We start from the raw sequence: 23872 nt of genomic DNA, 5'->3' as shown, positions 1-23872 counted from the left end.
GGCGGAGGGTGACGTCAGCGGAGGGTGACGCGGGGGCGCGGCGGGCCGGCGAAAACCGGGTGAGCCGTGTCAGTGGCGAACCGTAGGGTCGGACCTGATGCCCGAGAAACCTGTCACCCCCGAGGACCGCCCCGCCGACCGTTCGGCGGTGCGGGTGCTGCTGCGGCTCTGGCCGTACGTCCGGCCCGTGCGCGCGCGGTTCTTCACGGCCGCCGCCGTCGCCGTCGTCGCCTCCTGTCTGTCGCTGGTCATCCCCCTGGTCCTGAAGTGGCTGGTGGACGGCCCCGTGGCCGGCCGGGACCCCGGCGGGGTGTGGCTGGGGGCGCTCTACCTGCTGCTGCTCGGGATCACCGAGGCGGCGCTGTTCGGGCTGCGGCGGTGGCTGGTGGCGCGGCCGCTGTCCTCCGTGGAGGCCCGGATGCGGGAGGACCTGTACGGGCGGCTCCAGCGGCTGCCGATCGCCTTCCACGACCGGTGGGCGTCCGGGCAGCTGCTGTCCCGCGGCACCACCGACCTCATGATCGTCCGGATGTTCCTGGCCTTCCCGCTGACCTTCCTGGTGGTCAACGGCGTGACGATCGCGGCCGGCTGCGCGCTGCTGCTCGCCCAGGACCTCTCGCTCGGCCTGGTGCTGCTGACCCCGGTGGTGCCGGTGGTGGTGCTCTGCTCGTACTTCGAGCGGCGCTACGGCGTGGTGGCGCGGCGGGCGCAGGACCAGGTGGGCGATCTGACGACGGTGGTGGAGGAGAGCGTCCTCGGCATCCGGATCGTCAAGGGCTTCGGCCGGCACCGCAGTCAGGCGGAGGCCTTCCGCCGGCTCGCGGAGCTGCTGCGCTCCACGGAGCTGTCCAAGGCCCGGCTGCTCGCCACGATCTGGGCGCTGATCACGGTCCTGCCGGAGCTGGCGATCGGCACGGCGCTGGTGCTCGGCTCCGTGCGGGTCGCGGACGGCGACCTGTCGGCGGGCACCCTGGTGGCCTTCCTGTCGACGGCGCTCGCGCTGCGCTGGCCGGTGGACTCGATCGGCTTCCTGCTGGCGATGAGCCAGGAGGCGGTGACGGCGACCGAGCGGTACTTCGAGGTGATGGACGCCGAGGAGGAGCGGGACGCCCCCGCGGGCGCCCCGGGGGCGGCCGGGCCCGCCGACGGGCTGCGGTTCGAGGGCGTGTCGTTCCGGTTCCCGGACGCGCCGGACGGCTCCCCGCCGGTGCTGCGGGGCATCGACCTGCACGTGCGGCCGGGCGAGACGCTGGCGCTCGTCGGGGCCACCGGCTCCGGCAAGACCACGCTGACCGCGCTGGTGCCCCGGCTGCACGAGGCGGGCGAGGGGCGGATCCTGCTGGACGGCGAGGACATCGCCCTGATGGAGCGGGAGCGGCTGCGCACGCTGGTGTCGGTGGCCTTCGAGGAGCCGACCCTCTTCTCGGCGAGCGTCGGCGAGAACGTGCTGATGGGCGCCGACGCGGCGGCCGGGGCGGCGGAGCTGGAGCGGGCGCTGGGGATCGCGCAGGCGGACGGTTTCGTCGGGCGGCTGCCCGAGGGGGCCGGGACGCAGGTCGGCGAGCAGGGGCTGAGCCTGTCGGGCGGCCAGCGGCAGCGGCTGGCGCTGGCCCGGGCGGTCGTCGGCCGGCCGCGCTTCCTGGTGCTCGACGACCCGCTGTCGGCGCTGGACGTGCACACCGAGGCGCGGGTGGAGGCGGCCCTGCGCGAGGTGCTGAAGGAGACGACGGCGCTGGTGGTGGCGCACCGGCCGTCGACGGTGCTGCTGGCCGACCGGGTGGCGCTGCTCTCGGAGGGCCGGATCGCGGCGGTCGGCACCCATCAGGAGCTGCTGCGGAGCAGTGCCGAGTACGCCTGGCTGATGTCGGGGGCGCGCCCGGGCGAGGGGCCCGCGGGGACGGAAGGGACGGAGCGATGACGGAGACCGCGCTCGCGCAGCCGGCGGAGCAGGAGCGGGAGGCCGGGCCCGGGCCCGGCGATCCGTTCGACCGGGACGACCTGCCGGCGCCGCGCGGGGCGACCGGGGCGCTGCTGCGCTCGCTGCTGGCGGCGCACCGGTTCCGGGTGGCGGTGGCGGCGCTGGTGCTGCTGCTGAAGGAGGCCGCGGTGCAGGCGGGCCCGCTGCTCGTGGCGTACGCGATCGACCGGGGGGTGCCGGCCTTCCGGGCCCGGGACCACGGGCCGCTGGTGGCGGTGGCGGCGGGCTACCTGCTGTGCGCGGTCGGTGCCGGGGCGCTCCAGTACGCCTTCGTGCGGGGCGCGGCGCGGATCAACCAGGACGTGCTGCTCGACCTGCGGGGGCGGATCTTCCGGCACGCGCAGGTGCTGAGCGTGGACTTCCACGAGCGGTACACCTCGGGGCGGCTGATCTCGCGGTCGACGACGGACGTGGAGTCGCTGCGGGAGCTGCTGTCGGAGGGGCTCCAGGAGCTGATCGGGGTGGTGCTGTCGTTCGTGTCGATCTCGCTGGTGCTGCTCTGGCTGGACCTGGGGATCGGGGCGGTGGCGGTGGCCTCCTTCGGTCCGCTGTACCTGCTGGTGCGGATGTACCGGCGGCGGGCGGGCGCGGTGTACGCGGAGCGGTCGACGGCGATCGCCGGGGTGATCGTGAAGTTCGCGGAGACGATGAACGGGATCCGGCCGGTCCGGGCGTTCCGCCGGGAGCGGGCGAACGAGGCGGAGTTCGGGGCGCTCAACCACCGGCACGAGCGGAGCAACGGCGACGCGCTCCTGGAGATGGCCCGCTACGTGGTGGGCTCGCGGCTCGTGGCGAACACGGCGGTGGCCGGGATGTGCCTGTGGGGCGCCTACCGGGTGGCGGGCGGTTCGCTGGAGCTGGGCGTGCTGGCGGCGGCGGTGCTGTACGTGCGGCGGCTGTACGACCCGATCGACCGGCTCGGGATGTTCCTCAACTCGTACGAGTCGGCGGCGGCTTCGCTTGCCAAGATCGCGGGTCTGCTGGCGCAGGAGCCGGGCGTGCCGGAGGCGACGGCGCCGCGGGAACTGCCGGAGCGGGCCGGGTCGGCGCCGGGCCGCGAGGTGGTCTTCGACGGGGTGCGGTTCGCCTACCGGACGGGCGGCGAGGTGCTGCCCCGCTTCTCCCTGCGGATCCCGGCGGGGCAGACGGTGGCGGTGGTCGGCGCGACCGGGGCGGGCAAGTCGACGCTGGCGAAGCTGCTGGCCCGCTTCTACGACCCGACGGACGGCCGGGTGCTGCTGGACGGCGTCGACCTGCGCGACCTGGCGACGCCGGAGCTGCGGCGCGGGGTGGTGATGGTGACGCAGGAGGCGTTCCTGTTCTCCGGGACGGTCGCGGAGAACATCGCGATCGGCCGTCCGGACGCCACCCGGGAGGAGGTCGAGCGGGCGGCGAAGGCGATCGGCGCGCATGAGTTCATCGCCGGGCTGCCGGACGGCTACGACACCGACGTGCGCAAGCGCGGTGGCCGGATCTCGGCGGGCCAGCGGCAGCTGGTGGCCTTCGCGCGAGCGCTCCTCGCGGATCCGGCGGTGCTCATCCTGGACGAGGCGACGAGTTCGCTGGACGTGCCGGGCGAGCGGGCGGTGCAGCACGCGATGGACACGGTCCTGGCGGGCCGTACGGCGGTGGTCATCGCCCACCGCCTGTCCACGGTCGAGGTCGCGGACCGGGTCCTGGTGATGGAGGCGGGCCGGATCGTCGAGGACGGCACCCCCGCGGAACTGGTCGGCGGCGAGGGCCGCTACGCGGGCCTCCACCGGGCGTGGCGGGACTCCCTGACGGGGTGAGGGGCGCCGGGCCCCGTCAGTCGAACGCGACGACGAGGCCCACGAGGACGAGCAGCGGGCCGCAGGCCAGGACGGCGCCCGCGCGCAGGCGGAGCGCCCAGGCCGGGGGCCCGGCCGGGGCGAGGTCCAGCTCGCCCCGGCGGGCGGCGGTGAAGGCGCGTGCCTCGCGCCCGCGGGCCAGGAGCCGGTCGGTCGCGCCGCGGAGGTTGAAGGCGTGTCTCGCGCCCCACACCATTCCGAGGATCCCGAACGCGCACAGTCCGATCCCTGCGATCACGGATGCCCTCCCCCGGCCGGCCTCCCCTCCCGCGGAGAAAGTCCGATCGGATCATGCCAGAGGCACGTTCCGGTCGGCCATCGGCACGGGGCTTCCGGGCGGGGAGCGGACCGTCGCCGCGGAATGACCGGTTCACGCCGAACAGTTCCGGCCATCGGTTCGGTAAAGGCGGCCGGCGTCCGAGGGGCGGGACGCACAGCGGAGGCAAAGATTCCGGATCTCCGCCCGCGCGGGGATCCCCGCACGCCGAACGGGGGGTGGCGGCCCGTCCATGATCGATGAAACGTTCGCTTAACGAACACCCCCGTACGCGCAGCGGACGACTTCCGGCCAAGTTGTTGACGCGCTCCTGACAGATACCGGCGGTAGCTGCCAGTCTCTCCCCCGGTTCCTCGCAACCGCGTTCGCCGCATCACCCGATCGTGCTTCACCGCTCTGCTTGCAACGCCCGGCCCGCCCACCCAGCGGCTCGGTACCCCCCTCGCAAAAGGAGTCCGCGTGAGATCCACGCCCAGCCGCCGCGCCACCGCGACCGGCGCGCTCGTCGCCGCCGCCGCCATGCTCGCCGTCGGCCTCCAGGCCGGCAGCGCCTCCGCCGACATCGCCGCCGCCCCCGCGGCCCCGGCCGCCGGCAAGGTCAACCCCGGCAAGCTGCCCGCCGACCTCACCCCCGCCGAGCGCGGCGCGCTGATCAAGGCCGCCGACGCCGACAAGGCCGAGACGGCCAAGGCCCTCGGCCTCGGCGCCCAGGAGAAGCTCGTCGTCCGCGACGTGGTCCAGGACCGCGACGGCACGACCCACACGCGCTACGAGCGCACCTACGGCGGGCTCCCCGTCCTCGGTGGCGACCTGATCGTCGCCACGTCGAGCACCGGGGCCACCACCTCGGTCTCCAAGTCCTCCCGGGCCGAACTCAAGAACGTCGACCTCGCCGCCACCGTCGCCCCGGCCGCCGCGGAGAAGCAGGCCGTCGGCCTCGCCGCCGCCGAGGGCTCCAAGGCGACGAAGAGCGAGCGCGCCCCGCGCAAGGTCGTCTGGATGGCGCAGACCGGCGCACCCGTCCTCGCGTACGAGACCGTCGTCGGCGGCCTCCAGCACGACGGCACGCCGAACGAGCTGCACGTCGTCACCGACGCCAAGACCGGCGCCAAGCTGTACGAGTGGCAGGCGGTGCACACGGGCACGGGCAACACCCAGTACAGCGGCCAGGTCACGCTCGGCACGGCGCCCTCGTACACGCTGACCGACACCGGCCGCGGCAACCACAAGACGTACAACCTCAACCGGGGCACGTCCGGCACCGGGACGCTCTTCTCCGGCTCGGACGACGTCTGGGGCGACGGCACCGCGTCCAACCCGGAGACCGCCGGCGCCGACGCGCACTACGGCGCCGCGCTCACCTGGGACTACTACAAGAACGTGCACGGCCGCAACGGCATCCGCGGCGACGGCGTCGGCGCGTACTCCCGGGTCCACTACGGCAACGCCTACGTCAACGCCTTCTGGCAGGACTCCTGCTTCTGCATGACGTACGGCGACGGCGCGAACAACACCAAGCCGCTCACCTCCATCGACGTGGCCGCCCACGAGATGACGCACGGCCTCACCTCGGTGACCGCCAAGCTCGTCTACAGCGGCGAGTCCGGCGGCCTCAACGAGGCCACCTCGGACATCTTCGCGGCGGCCGTCGAGTTCTACGCCAACAACCCGAACGACAAGGGCGACTACCTCGTCGGCGAGAAGATCGACATCCGCGGCAACGGCACCCCGCTCCGCTACATGGACAAGCCCAGCAAGGACGGCTCGTCCAAGGACGCGTGGTACTCGGGCATCGGCTCGATCGACGTCCACTACTCCTCGGGCCCGGCGAACCACTTCTTCTACCTGCTCTCCGAGGGCAGCGGCGTCAAGACCGTCAACGGCGTGACCTACGACTCGCCGACCTCCGACGGCCTGCCCGTCACCGGCATCGGCATCGACAAGGCCCGGCTGATCTGGTTCAAGGCCCTCACCACCAAGTGGGGTTCCTCGACCAACTACGCGGGCGCCCGCACCGGCACGGTCGCGGTGGCCGAGGAGCTGTACGGCGTCGGCAGCACCGAGGCGCTCGCCGTCCAGCACGCCTGGGCCGCCGTCAACGTCGGCACCCGCCCCGGCGGCGGCAACCCGCCCACCGGCAAGGTCTTCGAGAACACCGCCGACGTCTCCGTCCCGGACAACGGCGCCGCGGTGACCTCCTCCGTGACCGTCTCCGGCGTCACGGGCAACGCGCCCAGCAACCTCTCCGTCGGCGTGGACATCGTCCACACCTGGATCGGCGACCTCGTCGTCGACCTCATCGCCCCCGACGGCTCGGTCTACAACCTGCACAACCGGACCGGCAGCAGCGCCGACAACATCCAGCAGACCTACACCGTGAACGCCTCCTCCGAGGTCGCCAACGGCGTCTGGAAGCTGCGCGTCCAGGACAAGGCGTCCGCCGACACCGGCTACATCAACGGCTTCAAGCTGACCTTCCCGTAAGCCGGGAGGCACGGCCCGAGGCAGTTCCACGACGGACGCCCGGAGGGACCCGACCCTCCGGGCGTCCGCCCGTCTCACGACAGCTCGTCCGCGGAGACCAGCCGTCCCCCGGCGAAGCACAGCCGGTAGACCGGGACCTCCGCGAAGACCGTCGCCCGGTAGTAGCGGCACTCGTCCACCCCCGCCGGCTCCGCCGGCAGCCCGGCCGGCGGCGACTCCAGGGCGTGGTCGGGCAGGTCCTCCACGAGCTCCGCGTACGCCTGGCCGACCAGCAGCCGCGCGTAGTCGTCGGGCTCCAGGTACGAGCGGGACTGCGACCACACCGCCACGCCCGCCGTCAGCACCGCCAGCGCGGCCAGCAGCGCCAGCGGGATCCAGATCGCCCGCACCAGATCCTTGCGGACCCGCCGGCGGGCCCGGTCCAGCTCCCGGGCCGAGGTCGGCGCGGCCGGCACCGCCGCCGGCGCCCGCCGGGGCAGCACGGCCGTCAGCGCGAAACCGCCGCCCTCCACCGGGCCGTGGGTCAGGGTGCCGCCGGCCAGCCGGACCCGCTCGTCCAGGCCGACCAGGCCCGACCCGCCGGAGGCCGGCGGCGCCGCGCCGGCGCCGGGCCCGCTCTCCACCCGTACCGTCACGCGCGGCCCCGACTCCCCGACGTCGACCGCGACGGCGGCGCCCGGGGCGTGCTTCGCCGCGTTCGTCAGCGCCTCCTGCACCACCCGGTACAGCGCCCGGCCCGCCATCCCCGGCAGCTCCGGCAGGGCCCCGGACAGCGTCACGTCGAGCCCCGAGGCCCGGGCCCGGGCCACCAGTTCGCCGGCCGTCTCGCCCGGCGGGGCCGTCGGCGCCCCGGCACCCTCCTCCCGCAGCACCCCGATGACGTCCCGCAGCCGCTCGGTCGCCTCCGCCGCCGCCCGGCGCAGCTCGCCGGCCGCCCGCTGCTGCTCGGCGCCGAGCCCCGGATCCACCTCCAGGGCGCCCGCCCGGACCGCGATCAGCGCCAGGTCGTGGCCGAGCGAGTCGTGCATGTCCCCGGCGATCCGCGACCGCTCGCGCAGCCGCTCCCGGTCGGCGACGGCCGCCTGCTCCCGCTCCATCCGGTCGGCCAGCTCCCAGCCGCTGCGCACCAGCCGGTCGTACTGGCGGACGTACCGGCCGACCAGCCAGGGCGCGACGATCGCCAGCGCGAGGGCGAGCATCAGGGTGAACCAGGGGCCGAGGGAGGTACCGGTCAGCCGGGTGAGCAGCAGCCCCACGGCGGCCACCGCCCCGAACAGCCAGAGCGAGCCGCGCGCGTGGTCCTGCCGCCGCCCGGCGAGGTAGCCGAAGGCGACGAGCGCCAGGCTGTACGAGGGCGTGAACAGCTCCAGGGAGGCGGGCAGGCTCGCGGCGACCGTGACCGCGAGCGGCAGCAGCGGCCAGCGGCGGCTGACGGCCACGCAGCCGCCGAGGACGGTGACGCCGGCGGCGACCTGGAACCAGGAGCCGCCGTCGTTCGGGTCCGAGCGCAGCAGCACCGGGACGCAGAGCAGCAGCCACAGCGCCAGGTCGAAGAGGCGGCGGCGGGCGCCCGAGGTCTCAGGCACCGGGGCCGCCGTGCTCGGGGCCGTGCGCGCCGGCGACCGGCCCGGCCTCGTGGGCGAGGATCGCGAGCTGGACGCGGTTGCGCAGGCCGAGCCTGCCGAGGACGGCGCTGACGTGGGCCTTGACGGTGCCCTCGACGACGTGCATGCGGGCGGCGATCTCCTGGTTGGAGCAGCCGGCGGCGAGCAGCGAGACGACCTCCCGCTCCCGGGCGGTGAGCGGGGCCAGCCGGGCGCGGGCGGCGGCGGCGCGGGTGAGCCGCTCGCCGCCGAGGGCGTCGATGACCCGGCGGGCGACGGTGGGCGAGAGGGCGGCGCCGCCGGCGGCGACCGCCCGGACCCCGGCGATCAGTTCGCGCGGGTCGCCGGACTTGAGGAGGAAGCCGCCGACGCCGCCGCCGAGGGCGCGGGCGATGTAGTCGTCCTCGGAGAAGGTGGTGAGCATGACGACCGCCGTGTCCGGGAGGTCGCGGCGCAGGGCGTCGGCGGCGGCGAGGCCGTCCAGCCGGGGCATCCGGATGTCGAGGACGGCGACGTCGGGGCGGTGCAGCCGGGCCAGCTCCACGGCCTCGTGGCCGTCGCCCGCCTCGGCGACCACCTCGATGCCCGGATCGGTGGTGAGGATGGCCCGCACCCCGGCACGGATCATCGCCTCGTCGTCGGCCAGCAGCACCCTGATCATGCGGTCCAGCCTAGACAGGTCCTCCCCCGGGCCCGTGGGCCCTCGGGTACGGCGAGGGCCTCCGGCGCGGGCACGGGCGGTGCGGCCGTCGCCGCGGGCGACCGTGCGACGGCCGCGCCCCGACGGGGTGCGGCCGTCGCACGGTCGCGTCCGGGTGGTGCCGGGACCCGGCTACCTCAGGAGCACCCCCGCGGCCTCGCCCGCCTGGTCCGCCGGCAGGGCGAGGAGCCCCGGCTCGGCGGGGTCGGCGAGGAGCGGATGGGCGGGCAGGACGCGGACGGTGCAGCCGAAGGGACCGGTGCGGTCGAGCTCCAGGGTGCCCGCGTACGGCTGCCGGCCCTCCAGGTCCGGCCCGCCCGCCGGCTTCAGCCCGAAGGAGCGGGTGTCGGTGAGGGTGTCGGCGGCGTCGACGCGGCCGGTGACGGCCTGCACCTCGACGTCGTCCGGGGAGAGGCCGCCGAGCGCGACGCGAACCCGGACCACCGGGGTCGCGCCCAGCTCGGCCCCGGCCTCGGCGAGGTCGTCGCCGATCTCCACGTGGTCCACCGAGACCCCGGGCCAGGCCGCCCGGACCCGGGCCTTCCAGGCGGCGAGCTCCCGGGCCCGGTCCGGGGTGAGCGCCCGGCGGGCCGCGGCGGCGGGGACGTACAGCCGCTCCACGTACTCCCGGACCATCCGGTCGGCGAGCACCTTCGGGCCGAGGTCGGCGAGGGTGCGGCGGACCATGGCGGTCCAGGCGACCGGGACCCCGTCGGGGCCCCGGTCGTAGAAGCGGGGGGCGACCCGGCGCTCGATCAGCTCGTAGAGGGCGGCGGCCTCCAGGTCGTCGCGGCGCTCCTCGTCCGCCGCGGCGGCGCCGTCGGCGGTGGGGATGGCCCAGCCGAACTCGGGCTCGAACCACTCGTCCCACCAGCCGTCGAGGACGGAGAGGTTGAGACAGCCGTTGAGCGCGGCCTTCATGCCGCTGGTGCCGCACGCCTCCAGCGGGCGCAGCGGGTTGTTGAGCCAGACGTCGCAGCCGGGGTAGAGGCCGCGGGCCATCTCCATGCCGTAGTCGGGCAGGAAGACGATCCGGTGCCGGACCCGGGGGTCGTCGGCGAAGCGGACCAGCTCCTGGACGAGCCGCTTGCCGCCGTCGTCGGCCGGGTGGGCCTTGCCGGCGACGACCAGCTGCACCGGCCGCTCGGGGTGGAGCAGCAGGGCGCGCAGCCGGTCCTTGTCGCGGAGCATCAGGGTGAGCCGCTTGTACGAGGGGACCCGGCGGGCGAAGCCGATGGTGAGGACCTCGGGGTCGAGGACGGAGTCGGTCCAGCCGAGTTCGGCGGCGGCGGCGCCGCGCTGCCGCCAGGAGGCCCGCAGCCGCTCCCGCACGTCGGCGACGAGCCGGGTGCGCAGGGTGCGGCGCAGCTCCCACAGCTCGTGGTCGCTCGCGTCGGGGCCGAGCCGGCCGACCTCGGGGGCGGTCCAGGTGGGGGCGTGGACGCCGTTGGTGACGGAGGTGATCGGCACCTCGCCGGCGTCGAAGCCGGGCCAGAGCCCGGCGAACATCTCCCGGCTGACGGCTCCGTGGAGGGTGGAGACGCCGTTGGCGCGCTGGGCGAGCCGCAGGCCCATCGCGGCCATGTTGAAGACGCCGGCCTCGCCGCCGAGCGGGGTCTCGTCGCCCAGGGCGAGGATCCGTCCGGTGTCCAGGCCGGGCAGCGCGCCGTCGTCGCCGAGGTGGCGGGCGACCAGCGCCCGGTCGAAGCGGTCGATGCCGGCCGGGACGGGGGTGTGGGTGGTGAAGACGGTGCCGGCCCGGACGGTCTCCAGGGCGGCGTCGAAGTCGAGTCCCTCACCCTGGAGTTCGCGGATCCGCTCCAGGCCGAGGAAGCCGGCGTGGCCCTCGTTGGTGTGGAAGACCTCGGGCTCGGGGTGGCCGGTGAGGCGGGTGTACGTCCGGACCGCGCGGACGCCGCCGATGCCGAGCAGCATCTCCTGGAGGAGCCGGTGCTCGCTGCCGCCGCCGTACAGCCGGTCGGTGACGGACCGCTCGCCGGGGGCGTTCTCCTCGACGTCCGAGTCGAGCATCAGCAGCGGGATCCGGCCGACCTGGGCGATCCACAGGTGGGCGTGGAGGCTGCGGCCGCCGGGCAGGGCGAGGGTGATCCGGGCGGGGGTGCCGTCGGGCTCGCGGAGCAGGGCGACGGGCAGCTCGCCGGGGTCGAGGACGGGGTACTGCTCCTGCTGCCAGCCGTCGCGGCCGAGGGACTGCCGGAAGTAGCCGTGCCGGTAGAGCAGTCCGACGCCGATCAGCGGGACGCCGAGGTCGCTGGCGGACTTGAGGTGGTCGCCGGCGAGGATGCCGAGCCCGCCGGAGTACTGGGGCAGGGCGGCGGCGACGCCGAACTCGGGCGAGAAGTAGGCGAGGGCGGCGGGCCCGTCGCCCGCGGCGCGCTCCTGGTACCAGCGGGGCCGGTCCAGGTAGGCGTCGAGGTCCTCGGCGGCCGCGGCGAGCCGGGCGAGGAAGTCGCCGTCGGCGGCGAGCGCGGTGAGCCGCGGGGCCTCCAGGGCGCCGAGGACCCGCACCGGGTCGGCGCCCCGGAGCCCTTCGGGGGCGAGGGAGTCGAAGAGGGCGCGGGTCGGCTCGTGCCAGGACCAGCGCAGATTGCGTGCCAGGGCGGCGAGGGGTCGGAGGGTGTCCGGGAGGACAGGACGCACGGTGAATCGACGGATTGCCTTCACGTGTCCCACCTTCGCAGGCCGGTGACGCTACGGAGCGGACGCACCACGCGGTGCGCCCGGCGTGCCGCACCGAGCCTAGGCCGCGCCCCCTCGTTCCGGGCGGGGCGCCCGGGGGCGCGGGCGGGGTGCCGGGGGGCGCGTCCGGCGGACCCGGCCCCCGGAGGGGGCTCGGGCCGGGGTGGTCAGGACGTTTCGTCGACGCCCAGGGCCTGGACGTCGATCAGGTTGAACGCCTCGTGGACGTAGACGTTGGTCAGCCGGGGGCCGCGGTAGGCGACGGTCTTCTCGGCGCTCACCGGCAGGTAGTAGGCCCCGTCGGTGACCCGGTGGTTGATCTCCTGGTAGAGGCGGGTCGCCGCGGCGTCGTCGGTCTCGGCCGACGCCCGGTCGAACAGCTCGTTGATCCGGGGGTCGTTCACCCGGGCGTAGTTGTTGTTGCCCTCGACCCTGGTCAGTCCGCCGTCGGCGAGGGGCTGGAGGAAGCCCGCGCCGGTGGGGAAGTCGGCCCCCCACCCCATCATGAGCATGCCGATCCCCTTCTCCCTCTGGATCTTGGGGGAGCCCAGGGCGGCGAAGTAGGCCGTGACGTTGTCGAACCGCTCGGTCTCCAGGGTGATGCCGACGGCCTTCAGATCGTTCTGCAGGGCGGTGACCACCTCGGCGTCCTTGGTGTTCGCGGCGTTCAGGGCGATCTTCGTCGTGAAGCCGCCAGGCTTGCCGCACGCCCGCAGCGCCTTCTCGGCCTCCTCCCGGCGGGGCTCGCCGCCGGTGAGGCCGAAGGGGTCGTAGGAGTCGGCGCCCCGGACCGTCGGGGGCAGCATGTTGCCCTGCGGCGAGGTGAAGGAATCCCCTCCGCGCGCGGCCCGCAGGGTCCTGGTTCCGGCCGCGTAGACCACCGCCTTGCGGCAGTTCACGTTGTCCAGCGGGGCGGTGTCGGAGATCATCGCGGCCATCCGGAGATAGCCGCTGTACGGGTTGTCCAGGTCGGCCTTCCGCTTCGGGTCCGCCAGCGTCCGGACGGCGTTCTCCTGCGTCATGCCGGTCTGGGAGGCGTCCAGGTCGGCCGTGCCGGCCAGCAGCTGCTCGTCGACCTTGGCCTGGTCGGGCAGGATGGTCAGCTCGACGCGGTCCGGCAGGGCCTTGCGGAGCGGGTCGGTGGCCGGGTCCCACTGCTCGTTGCGGACCAGGACCAGCGACCGGTCCGGCTGGTACGAGGAGAAGCGGTACGGTCCGGAGGACATCGGCCTGGTCCCGTAGCGGGCCGCGGAGTCGCGCTTGCGCGGCACGGGTGCCGTCGCGCCCATGGTGAGCAGGTAGGGGAACCGGGAGTCGGCCTCGGCCAGCCGGAAGACGAGCGTGAGGTCGTCCGGGGCCTCGACGGACCGCAGGCCCGAGGTGCCGGTGTCCTTGTACGGGCCCGGGTAGTTCTGCTTCTGGTCGAGGATGTCGACGAGGTACGTGGGACCGCCGACGATCTCCGGGGCGAAGGCGCGCTCGATGCCGTACTTGACGTCCGCGGCGGTGATCGGCGTGCCGTCCTCGAACTTCAGGCCGGGCCTCAGCCGGAACGTGTAGGTCCGGCCGTCGGAGGACACCTGGGGCTGCGCGGCGGCCAGGTCGGGAACCACCGAGAGGCCCTTCTCCCCCGGTTCGGGGGCGTAGGTCATCAGCGTGCGGCTGTAGAGCCGCTGGATGCTCCAGACCCATCCCGAGTAGGAGCGGGCCGGGTCCCAGGAGTCGGCGTCCATCATGCTCGCCAGGCGGAGGGTGCCGCCCTTCTTGTCGGAGGCGTTGACCACCTTGCCGACCGCGGCGTTGAAGCCGCCGCGGGACCCGGCGGAGCCGTCGTCCCGGGTCTTTCCTTCGCCCTGGTCCTTCCCGTCGTCCTTCCCCTGGCCCTGCGTCCGCCCCTTCCCGGCCGGGTCGTCCTTCTGGGAGAGGACCACGGCGGTGACGCCGCCGCCCGCCACCAGGGCGACGCCGAGGGCGATCGCCACGAGCCTGCGGCCCCGGGGGCGGCCGGACGGGCGGGCCGGGGCGCCGCTGGGACCGGGGGGATACCCGGCGGGGGCCGTGACGGCGTACGGGTTGCCGGCGGCCGGGGGGCCGGCGGGCGGCCGGACGGCGAAGTCCGGCGGCGCGGCGGGCGGCGTCGCCGGCATCGCGGGCGGCGGCGTGGCGGGCATCGCGGGCGGTGCGGCGGGGCCCTTCGCGAGGGGGACGCGGGGGTCGGGCCTGGGCACCGCGCCGGCCGGGTGACCCGCGCTCCCCGGCCCCTCGGAGGGCGCCTCGCGGTGGCCCGGGGCCGTCCCGGCGCCGAAGCCGGCGGGGGCCGGCGAGGACCACCCGGTCGGCGCGGAGCCGGGGGTGGGCGTCGGGGTGGACGCGGGCGCGGGGCCCGGTGCGGGTGTCGGCGGGGACGCGGGGCCGGGACCGGCCACCGGTCCGAGGGCGCCTCCCGCTTCGCCGAGGGCCGCCGCCACCGCCTCCGGCAGCCAGTGGGTCTCCTTCGCCGGCCCTCCCCCGTAGGTGTGGCCGCTCCCCTCGCCGAGCAGCCCCGCGAACTCCGCGAGGAGCTGCGGCACGGTGGGCCGCCGGGCGGGGTCCTTCTCCAGGCACCGGGCGATGAGGTCCGTCCCCGGCGGCAGCAGGCGCAGGTCGGGTTCCCCGTAGACGGCGCGGAAGTTCACCGAGTGCGCGGAGCCGGTCCCGAACGGGCCGGTCCCGGTGGCCGCGAAGGCCAGCACCGCGCCCAGCGAGAACACGTCGCTCGCCGGGCCGACGGCGCTTCCCGCCACCTGCTCGGGCGACATGAAGCCGGGGGTGCCGATCACCATCCCCGCCTGGGTCAGGACGTTCGACTCGGCGATGATCGAGATGCCGAAGTCGATCACCCGGGGTCCGTCGGGGGCGATCAGCACGTTCGACGGCTTCAGGTCACGGTGGATCAGCCCCGTGCCGTGGATGGCCTCCAGGGCCTCGACCAGTCCCGCCCCCAGGTAGAGCAGCGAACGCCGGGGCCACGCCCCGTGCGTGCGCACCGCCGTCTCCAGGGGCAGGCCGGGGACGTAGGCGGTGGCGAGCCACGGGGGCGAACCCAGCGGGTCGGCGTCGACCACGGCCGCGGTGAAGAAGCCGGTGACCCGCCGGGCGGCCTCCACCTCGCGGACGAACCGGCGCTGGAACTCGGGGTCTTCCGCGAGTTCGGCGCGCACCACCTTGACGGCGACCATCCGGCCGCTGGTGGACCGCCCCAGATAGACCCGGCCCATCCCGCCCGCCCCCAGGCGCGCGAGGATCCGGTACCGCCCCACCTGTCGCGGATCCGACCCGTCCAGTGCTTGCAAGACCGCCCCCGTCCCCGGCGCCGCATCCCCTTGGACGCCGGGACGATTACATCAGATCCGCCGCCGGGCCCGGCGCCGGCCGGGTTCACGCCCTGCGGGGCGCGGCGGCCCGGTACTCCCCCGGGGTCGTGCCGTAGGCGGTGCGGAAGGCGAGGTGGAAGCCGACCCGGCTGCGGTAGCCGACGCGGGCGGGCACGGCCGACTGGGGGAGCCCGGTCTCGGCGAGCAGCCGGGCCGCCTCCCGTATCCGGCGGGCGGTCAGATGGCGGGCCGGCGAGGTGCCGACGGCCTCGCGGAAGGCCGCGGTGAAGGAGGAGCGGGACATCCCGGCCTCGCGGGCCAGGGTGTCCACGGTCCACGGCTCGGCGTAGCGGGTCTCGATGGCGGCGACGGTGCGGCCGATGCCGGGGTGCGGGTGCGCCGCGCCGGGCGGGCGGGGCCCGGCGGCGAGGGCGAGCGCCGCCTCGAACGCCCGCAGGACGAGCAGCAGGTCCCCGGGTCCGGGCCGCCGCCCGGGCTCGGCGAGCAGCCGCAGGGTGTCCCGCAGCAGCGGCGCCGCCTCGACCCGGCGCCGTTCGAGCAGGACGGCCCGGGGCAGTCCGGCGACGAGCGGCCTGACGGCCCGCGGGTCGTACCCGGTCCGCAGGCTCAGCAGCCGCACCGGCCCCCCGGGCCCGTCGAGGACCGCGATCCCGACGGCGGGACCGAGGGGGTCGGCGGGGTCGGCGGGCCCCGTCCCGCCCGCCGCCGTCGACGGCGGCGGCGGCGAAACGCCGCGGAGGCCGGGGAGGGGCGAGATCCGGTGGCGGGCGGCGGCGGGCAGCAGGACCAGTTCACCGCGGGAGGGGTCGAGGGCGGCGGTGCCGGTGACGGCGATCCGGCATCCGCCGGCCAGCACGTAGTGCAGGACGGCCCGGGCGGTGGAGGCGTCCATGGGGTCACGCACCTTCCGCGGTCGGTGACGACGGAGCGTCAGCGTAGCGAGGCGTGCGGCGGATCCGGCCCTTCCCGGCGCGCCCGGCGCGGGGGTTCCCGTCCGGTACCGGTCTTGTCCGATCCGCTACGCCCTAGTAGTTAACAAAGGGCCGGATTGCCCACCCGAGAACGTGGGGAAGGCTCCCCCGGTACCCCCGATTCCCTCCTCTCCGTCCCCGTCTTCATCCCTGTGGGCCCGCCATCCGAGTGAACGCGGAGGGGCGCGGCGATGCCCGCCTCCCACCGGCCTCCGGCGCGGCTAGAAAGAGCGCACCACCACCCGCACCCCCGCAAACCGTCAGGTGATGCTGTGAATCCGCTCATGGGACGCATTCCCGTACTGGACGTCCGCCCGCTGGTCGACTGCGGCCGGCGCCCCGCGAAGGCGGTGGCCGGCGAAACCTTCGAGGTGTCGGCCACCGTCTTCCGCGAGGGCCACGACGCGGTCGCCGCCAATGTCGTACTGACCGGCCCGACCGGCCGTCCGGGGCCGTGGACCCCGATGCGCGAGCTGGCCGAGGGCTCCGACCGCTGGGGGGCCGAGGTCACCCCGGACGCCGAGGGCCTGTGGACGTACTCCGTCGAGGCGTGGAGCGACCCGCTGGCGACCTGGCGCCACGCGGCGAAGATCAAGATCCCGGCCGGGATCGACTCCGAACTCGTCCTCGCCGAGGGCGCGGAGCTGCACGAGCGGGCCGCCAAGGGCGTCCCGAAGAAGGGCGGCGGACGGGAGGCGGTGCTCGCGGTCGCGGACGCGCTGCGCGACGAGTCCCGGCCGGCCGCCGCGCGGCTGGCCGCCGCGCTCGCGCCGCGGGTGACGGAGGCCCTGGAGCGGCACCCGCTGCGCGAACTGGTCTCCGCCTCCCCCGCGTTCCCGCTCCTGGTGGAGCGCGAGCGGGCCCTGTTCGGCTCCTGGTACGAGTTCTTCCCGCGCTCGGAGGGCGTGCGGAAGGTCGGGGGCCGCACGGTGCCGGGGAACTTCCGCACCGCCGCCGAACGGCTCCCGGCCATCGCGGCGATGGGCTTCGACGTGGTCTACCTGCCGCCGATCCACCCGATCGGCGAGACGCACCGCAAGGGCCCCAACAACGCCCTGTCGGCGGCCCCGGAGGACGTCGGCGTGCCGTGGGCGATCGGCTCGCCGGAGGGCGGGCACGACGCGGTCCACCCGGACCTGGGGACGATCGAGGACTTCGACGCCTTCGTGGCCCGGGCCCGCGAGCTGCGCCTGGAGGTCGCGCTGGACTTCGCGCTCCAGTGCTCGCCGGACCACCCGTGGGTGGAGAAGCACCCGGAGTGGTTCCACCACCGCCCGGACGGCTCGATCGCCTACGCGGAGAACCCGCCGAAGAAGTACCAGGACATCTACCCGATCGCCTTCGACGCCGACATGGACGGGATCGTCGCCGAGACCGTGCGGGTCATGCGGCACTGGATGGACCACGGGGTGCGGATCTTCCGGGTGGACAACCCGCACACCAAGCCGGTGGTGTTCTGGGAGCGGGTCATCGGGGAGGTCAACGGGCGGGACCCGGACGTGATCTTCCTGGCGGAGGCGTTCACCCGGCCGGCGATGATGCGGACGCTGGGCGCGATCGGCTTCCAGCAGTCGTACACGTACTTCACCTGGCGGAACACCAAGGACGAGCTGACCGAGTACCTGACCGAGCTGTCCGGTGACGTGGCGGCGCAGATGCGCCCCAACTTCTTCGTGAACACCCCGGACATCCTGCACGCCTACCTCCAGGAGGGCGGCCGGCCGGCCTTCGAGGCGCGGGCGGTGCTCGCGGCGACGCTCTCGCCGACCTGGGGGATCTACGCCGGGTACGAGCTGTGCGAGAACACCCCGCTGCGCCCGGGCAGCGAGGAGTACCTGGACTCGGAGAAGTACCAACTCCGGCCGCGCGACTGGGAGTCGGCGGAGCGGTCGGGCGCGACGATCACCCCGCTGATCACCTCCCTGAACCGGATCCGGCGCCGCCACCCGGCGCTCCGGCGCCTGCGGAACCTTTCCTTCCACAACACGGACAACCCGCAGGTGATCGCGTACTCGAAGAAGTCGGGTTCGAACACCGTTCTGGTGGTCGTCAACCTCGACCCGCACCACACCCAGGAGGCGACGGTCTCGTTGAACATGCCGGAACTCGGCCTCGGCTGGCACGAGACCGTACCGGTGCGCGACGAGCTCACCGGCGACACCTATCACTGGGGCAGGAACGCCTACGTGCGCCTGGAACCGGGCGTCACGCCCGCGCACGTGCTCGTCCTGCGACCGTCCCCGCAGACCGGAGGGTCACCCACCTCATGACCGTCAACGATCCCGTCCCCGACACCTTCGAGGACACCCCCGCCAAGGACCGCGACCCCGACTGGTTCAAGCGGGCCGTCTTCTACGAGGTCCTCGTCCGGTCCTTCCAGGACAGCAACGGCGACGGCGTCGGCGACCTGAAGGGCATCACGTCCCGCCTGGACTACCTCCAGTGGCTCGGCGTGGACTGCCTGTGGCTGCCGCCGTTCTTCAAGTCGCCGCTGCGCGACGGCGGCTACGACGTCGCCGACTACACCTCGGTCCTCCCCGAGTTCGGCGACCTCGCCGACTTCGTCGAGTTCGTGGACGCGGCGCACCAGCGCGGGATGCGCGTGATCATCGACTTCGTCATGAACCACACCAGCGACCAGCACCCGTGGTTCCAGGAGTCGCGGCGCGACCCGGACGGCCCGTACGGCGACTACTACGTCTGGGCCGACGACGACAAGCAGTACGCCGACGCCCGGATCATCTTCGTCGACACCGAGACCTCCAACTGGACCTTCGACCCGGTCCGCAAGCAGTACTACTGGCACCGCTTCTTCTCGCACCAGCCGGACCTCAACTACGAGAACCCGGCCGTGCGGGAGGAGATCCTCTCGGCGCTGAAGTTCTGGCTGGACCTGGGGATCGACGGCTTCCGGCTGGACGCGGTGCCGTACCTGTACCAGCAGGAGGGCACCAACTGCGAGAACCTCCCGGCCACCCACACCTTCCTCAAGGAGGTCCGGAAGGAGATCGACGACCACTACCCGGACACGGTGCTGCTCGCCGAGGCCAACCAGTGGCCGGAGGACGTCGTCGACTACTTCGGCGACTTCCGCTCCGGCGGCGACGAGTGCCACATGGCCTTCCACTTCCCGGTCATGCCGCGGATCTTCATGGCCGTGCGCCGCGAGTCCCGGTACCCGGTCTCGGAGATCCTGGCCAAGACCCCGGAGATCCCCTCCGGCTGCCAGTGGGGCATCTTCCTCCGCAACCACGACGAGCTCACCCTCGAGATGGTCACGGACGAGGAACGCGACTACATGTACGCCGAGTACGCCAAGGACCCGCGGATGCGGGCCAACATCGGCATCCGGCGGCGGCTCGCCCCGCTCCTCGACAACGACCGCAAGCAGATGGAGCTGTTCACCGCGCTGCTCTTCTCGCTGCCGGGCTCCCCGGTGCTGTACTACGGCGACGAGATCGGCATGGGCGACAACATCTGGCTCGGCGACCGGGACGGGGTCCGCACCCCGATGCAGTGGACCCCGGACCGGAACGCGGGCTTCTCCTCCTGCGACCCGGGACGGCTCTACCTGCCGGCCATCATGGACCCGGTCCACGGGTACCAGGTGACCAACGTGGAGGCGGGGATGGCCTCGCCGTCCTCGCTGCTGCACTGGACGAAGCGGATGATCGAGATCCGCAAGCAGAACCGTGCCTTCGGGACGGGGACGTACACCGAACTGCCCTCCTCCAACGCGGCGGTGCTCGCCTTCCTCCGCGAGGACGGCGACGACCTCGTCCTCTGCGTGAACAACTTCTCGCGGCACGCACAGCCGACCGAGCTGGACCTGCGGCGTTTCGCCGGGATGCGGCCGGTGGAGCTGATCGGCGGGGTGGAGTTCCCGGCGGTCGGCGAGCTTCCGTACCTGCTGACGCTGGCCGGCCACGGCTTCTACTGGTTCCGCATGAAGCGGAGTTGACGACCGGCCCTTTCCGGAGCGGGACGGTTTCCCCCGCCCCGCTCCGGGAACTGTGTCCACACACGATTCACCCCATCCGGGTCCATCCATACGGATCTTCCCTTTCCGACACGTCCCGCACTTCCGGACAGCCCCAGCCGCCATCCGGGACAATCTGCGCATTTGAACGCTTACGACAGCCCTGTGCGCACCCCGGGGAAAGGACGCGATGCCATGCCGGAGATTGCCGCATCCACCACCCGGACACCGGACGCCCTTCTCCCGTCCCTCACGCCCCTGCTCCACGAATGGCTGCCCCGGCAGCGCTGGTTCGCGGGCAAGGGCCGCCGGGTCACGGGATTCACGCTGGACGCGGCCACCGAGCTGCTGCCCCTGGACGGCGCCGGACCCGGACTCCTCCACCTCCTCCTGCGGGTCGAACAACCCGGCCGCCCGGCCGGCGAACCCGCCGACTGCTACCAACTCCTCCTCGGCGTGCGGACGCAGCTGCCGCCGCGCCTCGCCCCCGCCCTCATCGGCCGCGTCCGGCAGGGCCCGCTGGCCGGCCGCGCCGTCTACGAAGGACTGCGCGACCCGCGCCTCGCCGGGCTCCTGTACGAGCGGCTGCGCACCCCCGGCCGCACCGGACCGCTCCGCTTCCACGCCACCCGACCGCTGCCCGGGGCGCTCGCCCCGCGGGTCCTCGACGCCGAACAGTCCAACTCCTCGCTGGTGTTCGGGGACGCCTACATCCTCAAGATCTTCCGCCGGGTCAGCCCCGGCGCCAACCCCGACCTCGAACTCCCGCTCGCCCTCGGACAGGCCGGCTGCGCCCGCGTCCCGGCGCCGGTGGCCTGGTTCGAGTCGGGGGCGGCGACCCTGGGCGTCCTCCAGCCGTACCTCCGGGACTCGCGGGACGGCTGGCGGCTGGCGCTCGACGCGCTGGCGGCGGGGCGGGAGTTCACCGCCGAGGCGCGGGCGCTCGGGCGGGCCACCGCCGAGGTCCACCTCGCCCTCGCCGAGGCCCTGCCCACCCAGCGGCTGGAACGCGCCGAGACCGAGGGGCTGGCCGCCGCCATGGACCGGCGGCTGCACGCCGCCGCGCAGGCGGTCCCCGCGCTCCTGCCGTACGTCCCCGGGCTGCGGGCCGTCTTCGCGGCGGCGGGCGGCGCGGAGGGCGCGGGCACGGTGCAGCGGATCCACGGCGACCTGCACCTCGGGCAGACCCTGCGCGGCTCCGACGGCGCGTGGGCCGTCATCGACTTCGAGGGCGAGCCGGCGAAGCCCCTCGACGAGCGGCGGCGCCCGCAGCCGACCGTCCGCGACGTCGCCGGCATGCTGCGCTCCTTCGACTACGCGGCCCGCACCCACCGGCCCTGGAACGCGGACTGGGCGGCGCGGTGCCGGGCGGCGTACTGCACGGGGTACGCGGAGGTCTCGGGGGCGGATCCCCGGACGGATCCCGCGCTGCTGCGTGCCTACGAGACGGACAAGGCGGTCTACGAGGTCGTGTACGAGGCCCGCCACCGTCCCGACTGGCTCCCCGTCCCCATGTCCGCCATCCACCGCCTCTCCCGATGACCCGGCCCTGCCGCCGCCGTCCGCCCCCGCCGCCCCGTTGCGGTCCGCACCCGGCCGGGGCTGCCCCCGCCGCTCCGTTGCGGGTGCTTCAGCTCCTGCCGCCTGGGACGGCGGGCGCGGCCCACAGGGGGAGATGGCCCGTTCGGCGGAGTGTCCCGGCGGGCCGTGGGCGCGTTGCCCTATTCGTACACTTTCCGAGCTTTCTGGAGGCTTCCGGTGACCGCCAAGACGCCCCGCACGGCGCCCCCTCTCGACCCCGGCGAGCGCGCGCGGCTCCTCGCCGGCGAGCATCACGACCCGCACGCCCTGCTCGGCGCCCACCCGGTGAAGGGCGGGATCGTCTTCCGGGCCCTGCGCCCCTGGGCGCGGGGCGTCACGCTCCTCCTGCCGAAGGGCCGTGAGGTCGGGCTGACGGACGACGGCGACGGCCTCTTCTCGGCGTTCGTGCCGCTGCTGCGCAAGGTCCCGGCGTACGAGCTGCGCGTGGCGTACGGCGACGGGGAGATCACCGTCCAGGACCCGTACCGGCACCTGCCGTCCCTCGGCGACCTGGACCTGCACCTGATCGGCGAGGGCCGGCACGAGGAGCTGTGGACGGCGCTCGGCTCGCGCGTGCTGACCCACGGCGGCGTCACCGGCACCCGGTTCGCCGTGTGGGCACCGAACGCCCGGGGCGTGCGCGTGACCGGCGACTTCACGCACTGGGACGGCACCGGGCTGCCGATGCGGTCCCTCGGCTCGACCGGCGTGTGGGAGCTGTTCGTGCCGGGCGTCGGGGAGGGGGCCCTGTACAAGTACGACATCGCCCGGCCCGACGGCTCGCACACCGTCCGCGCCGACCCGATGGCCCGCCACACCGAGTGCCCGCCGAACACCGCGTCCGTCGTCACCGAGTCGCACTACGAGTGGGACGACGCCGAGTGGATGGCCCGGCGCGGCGCCCGCCCGCCGCACGAGGCGCCGATCTCCGTCTACGAGCTCCACCTGCCGTCCTGGCGGCCCGGTCTGACCTACCGCGAGCTGGCCGTCGAGCTGCCCGCCTACGTCCGCGAACTCGGCTTCACCCACGTCGAGTTCATGCCGGTCGCCGAGCACCCCTTCGGCGGCTCGTGGGGCTACCAGGTCACCGGCTTCTACGCGCCGACCGCCCGCCTGGGCACCCCGGACGACTTCAAGTACCTGGTGGACGCGCTGCACCGGGCCGGGATCGGCGTGCTGATGGACTGGGTGCCGGCGCACTTCCCCAAGGACGACTGGGCGCTGGCCGAGTTCGACGGGCGGCCGCTGTACGAGCACCCGGACCCGCGCCGCTCGCACCACCCGGACTGGGGGACGCTGGAGTTCGACTACGGCCGCAAGGAGGTGCGGAACTTCCTCGTCGCCAACGCGGTCTACTGGTGCCAGGAGTTCCACGTCGACGGCCTGCGGGTGGACGCGGTCGCCTCGATGCTCTACCTCGACTACTCGCGCGAGTACGGCGAGTGGCTGCCGAACGAGTACGGCGGCCGGGAGAACCTGGACGCGGTCGCCTTCCTCCAGGAGATGAACGCCACCGTCTACCGCCGCTGCCCCGGCATCGTGACCTTCGCCGAGGAGTCCACGGCCTGGGACGGGGTGACGCGGGCGACGGACCTGGTCGGGCCGGGCGGTCACGGCGGGCTCGGCTTCGGCATGAAGTGGAACATGGGCTGGATGCACGACTCGCTCCAGTACATGGAGAAGGAGGCGGTGCACCGCAAGTACCACCACCACGAGATGACCTTCTCGATGGTGTACGCGTACAGCGAGAACTACATCCTGCCCATCTCTCACGACGAGGTGGTGCACGGCAAGCGGGCGCTGGTGTCGAAGATGCCCGGCGACTGGTGGCAGCGGCGCGCCAACCACCGCGCCTACCTGGGCTTCATGTGGGCCCACCCGGGCAAGCAGCTCCTCTTCATGGGGCAGGAGTTCGCGCAGGGTTCGGAGTGGTCGGCGGAGCACGGGCCGGAGTGGTGGCTGCTCGACCCGGAGTACGGGGCGGAGGCCGACCACCGGGGCGTGCGGGACCTGGTGCGGGACCTGAACCGGGTCTACACGGCGACGCCGTCGCTGTGGGAGCGGGACACCGCCCCGGAGGGCTTCCAGTGGGTGGTCGGGGACGCGGCCGACGACAACGTCCTCGCCTTCCTCCGCTACGACGGCTTCGGCTCGCCGCTGCTCGCCGTCTGCAACTTCTCCCCCGTCGTCCGGCACGACTACCGGCTGGGCGTGCCGGACGCCTTCGCCGCCTGGGGCGAGGTGCTCAACACGGACGCGGCCCGCTACGGCGGCTCGGACGTGGTCGGCACCGACCCGGTGAAGACCGAGTCGGTGCCGTGGCACGGGCGGTCGGCGAGCGTCCGCATGACGCTGCCGCCGCTCGCGACGGTCTGGCTCAGGCCCGCCTGACGCC

The 23872-nt window shown here is 74.2% G+C and carries 13 protein-coding genes; 7 read left to right on the top strand and 6 right to left on the bottom strand.

Going from position 1 to position 23872, the window contains the following annotated elements; translation table 11 throughout:
• Nucleotides 1-97: 97 nt before the first annotated feature.
• Entirely contained in the window at nt 98-1918 is a 1821-nt protein-coding gene (locus ACFW6A_RS09450; protein WP_351850853.1) for an ABC transporter ATP-binding protein, read from the top strand.
• Nucleotides 1915-3768 (top strand): ABC transporter ATP-binding protein, encoded by a 1854-nt coding sequence (locus tag ACFW6A_RS09445; RefSeq protein WP_351850851.1) that lies wholly within the window; start codon nt 1915-1917, stop codon nt 3766-3768. The genes ACFW6A_RS09450 and ACFW6A_RS09445 overlap by 4 nt, the downstream gene beginning before the upstream one ends.
• Before the next feature lie 16 nt (nt 3769-3784).
• On the opposite strand, the gene ACFW6A_RS09440 is transcribed toward ACFW6A_RS09445, so the two are convergent.
• Nucleotides 3785-4045, bottom strand: coding sequence for a hypothetical protein (locus ACFW6A_RS09440; RefSeq protein WP_351850847.1), 261 nt, complete (start codon nt 4043-4045; stop codon nt 3785-3787).
• Nucleotides 4046-4543: 498 nt separating this feature from the next.
• On the opposite strand from ACFW6A_RS09440, the gene ACFW6A_RS09435 reads away from it, so the two are divergent.
• The gene (locus ACFW6A_RS09435) at nt 4544-6568 is read left to right on the top strand and encodes a M4 family metallopeptidase (protein WP_351850845.1); all 2025 of its coding nucleotides are present in this window, start codon (nt 4544-4546) and stop codon (nt 6566-6568) included.
• 74 nt (nt 6569-6642) lie between these two features.
• On the opposite strand, the gene ACFW6A_RS09430 is transcribed toward ACFW6A_RS09435, so the two are convergent.
• The 5 genes from ACFW6A_RS09430 to ACFW6A_RS09410 form a co-directional block, all read right to left on the bottom strand.
• Nucleotides 6643-8154 carry a histidine kinase gene (locus tag ACFW6A_RS09430; protein WP_351850842.1) on the bottom strand — a complete coding sequence of 504 codons (1512 nt, stop codon included), beginning with the start codon at nt 8152-8154 and terminating at the stop codon, nt 6643-6645.
• Nucleotides 8147-8833 (bottom strand): response regulator transcription factor, encoded by a 687-nt coding sequence (locus ACFW6A_RS09425; RefSeq protein WP_351850839.1) that lies wholly within the window; start codon nt 8831-8833, stop codon nt 8147-8149. Before ACFW6A_RS09425 ends, ACFW6A_RS09430 begins: the two co-directional genes overlap by 8 nt.
• Nucleotides 8834-9004: 171 nt before the next feature.
• The gene (glgP, locus tag ACFW6A_RS09420; RefSeq protein WP_351841263.1) at nt 9005-11557 is read right to left on the bottom strand and encodes an alpha-glucan family phosphorylase; all 2553 of its coding nucleotides are present in this window, start codon (nt 11555-11557) and stop codon (nt 9005-9007) included.
• A 182-nt stretch (nt 11558-11739) separates the two neighbouring features.
• A complete protein-coding gene (locus ACFW6A_RS09415) occupies nt 11740-14904 on the bottom strand; it encodes an ABC transporter substrate-binding protein (protein ID WP_386639637.1) in 3165 nt (1054 codons plus the stop codon).
• Between the two features lie 85 nt (nt 14905-14989).
• Nucleotides 14990-15838 (bottom strand): helix-turn-helix domain-containing protein, encoded by an 849-nt coding sequence (locus ACFW6A_RS09410; RefSeq protein WP_386639635.1) that lies wholly within the window; start codon nt 15836-15838, stop codon nt 14990-14992.
• Nucleotides 15839-16201: 363 nt separating this feature from the next.
• Between ACFW6A_RS09410 and ACFW6A_RS09405 the strand changes: the two genes are divergently transcribed.
• The 4 genes from ACFW6A_RS09405 (at nt 16202) to glgB (ending at nt 23868) form a co-directional block, all read left to right on the top strand.
• Nucleotides 16202-18187: an alpha-1,4-glucan--maltose-1-phosphate maltosyltransferase gene (locus ACFW6A_RS09405; protein WP_351841269.1), complete on the top strand. Its 1986-nt coding sequence runs from the start codon at nt 16202-16204 to the stop codon at nt 18185-18187.
• Nucleotides 18184-19878 (top strand): maltose alpha-D-glucosyltransferase, encoded by a 1695-nt coding sequence (treS, locus tag ACFW6A_RS09400; protein ID WP_386481509.1) that lies wholly within the window; start codon nt 18184-18186, stop codon nt 19876-19878. Before ACFW6A_RS09405 ends, treS begins: the two co-directional genes overlap by 4 nt.
• Before the next feature lie 213 nt (nt 19879-20091).
• Nucleotides 20092-21438, top strand: a complete 1347-nt coding sequence (locus ACFW6A_RS09395; RefSeq protein ID WP_351841273.1) for a maltokinase — start codon at nt 20092-20094, stop codon at nt 21436-21438.
• A gap of 216 nt (nt 21439-21654) precedes the next feature.
• A complete protein-coding gene (glgB, locus tag ACFW6A_RS09390) occupies nt 21655-23868 on the top strand; it encodes a 1,4-alpha-glucan branching enzyme (RefSeq protein WP_386639631.1) in 2214 nt (737 codons plus the stop codon).
• The last annotated feature ends 4 nt before the right edge of the window (nt 23869-23872 follow it).

This window comes from Streptomyces sp. NPDC058758 (assembly GCF_042746075.1).
Classification (GTDB): domain Bacteria; phylum Actinomycetota; class Actinomycetes; order Streptomycetales; family Streptomycetaceae; genus Streptomyces.
The sequence above is the reverse complement of the archived record's forward strand: the minus strand, read 5'-3'. Positions and strand labels throughout refer to the sequence as shown.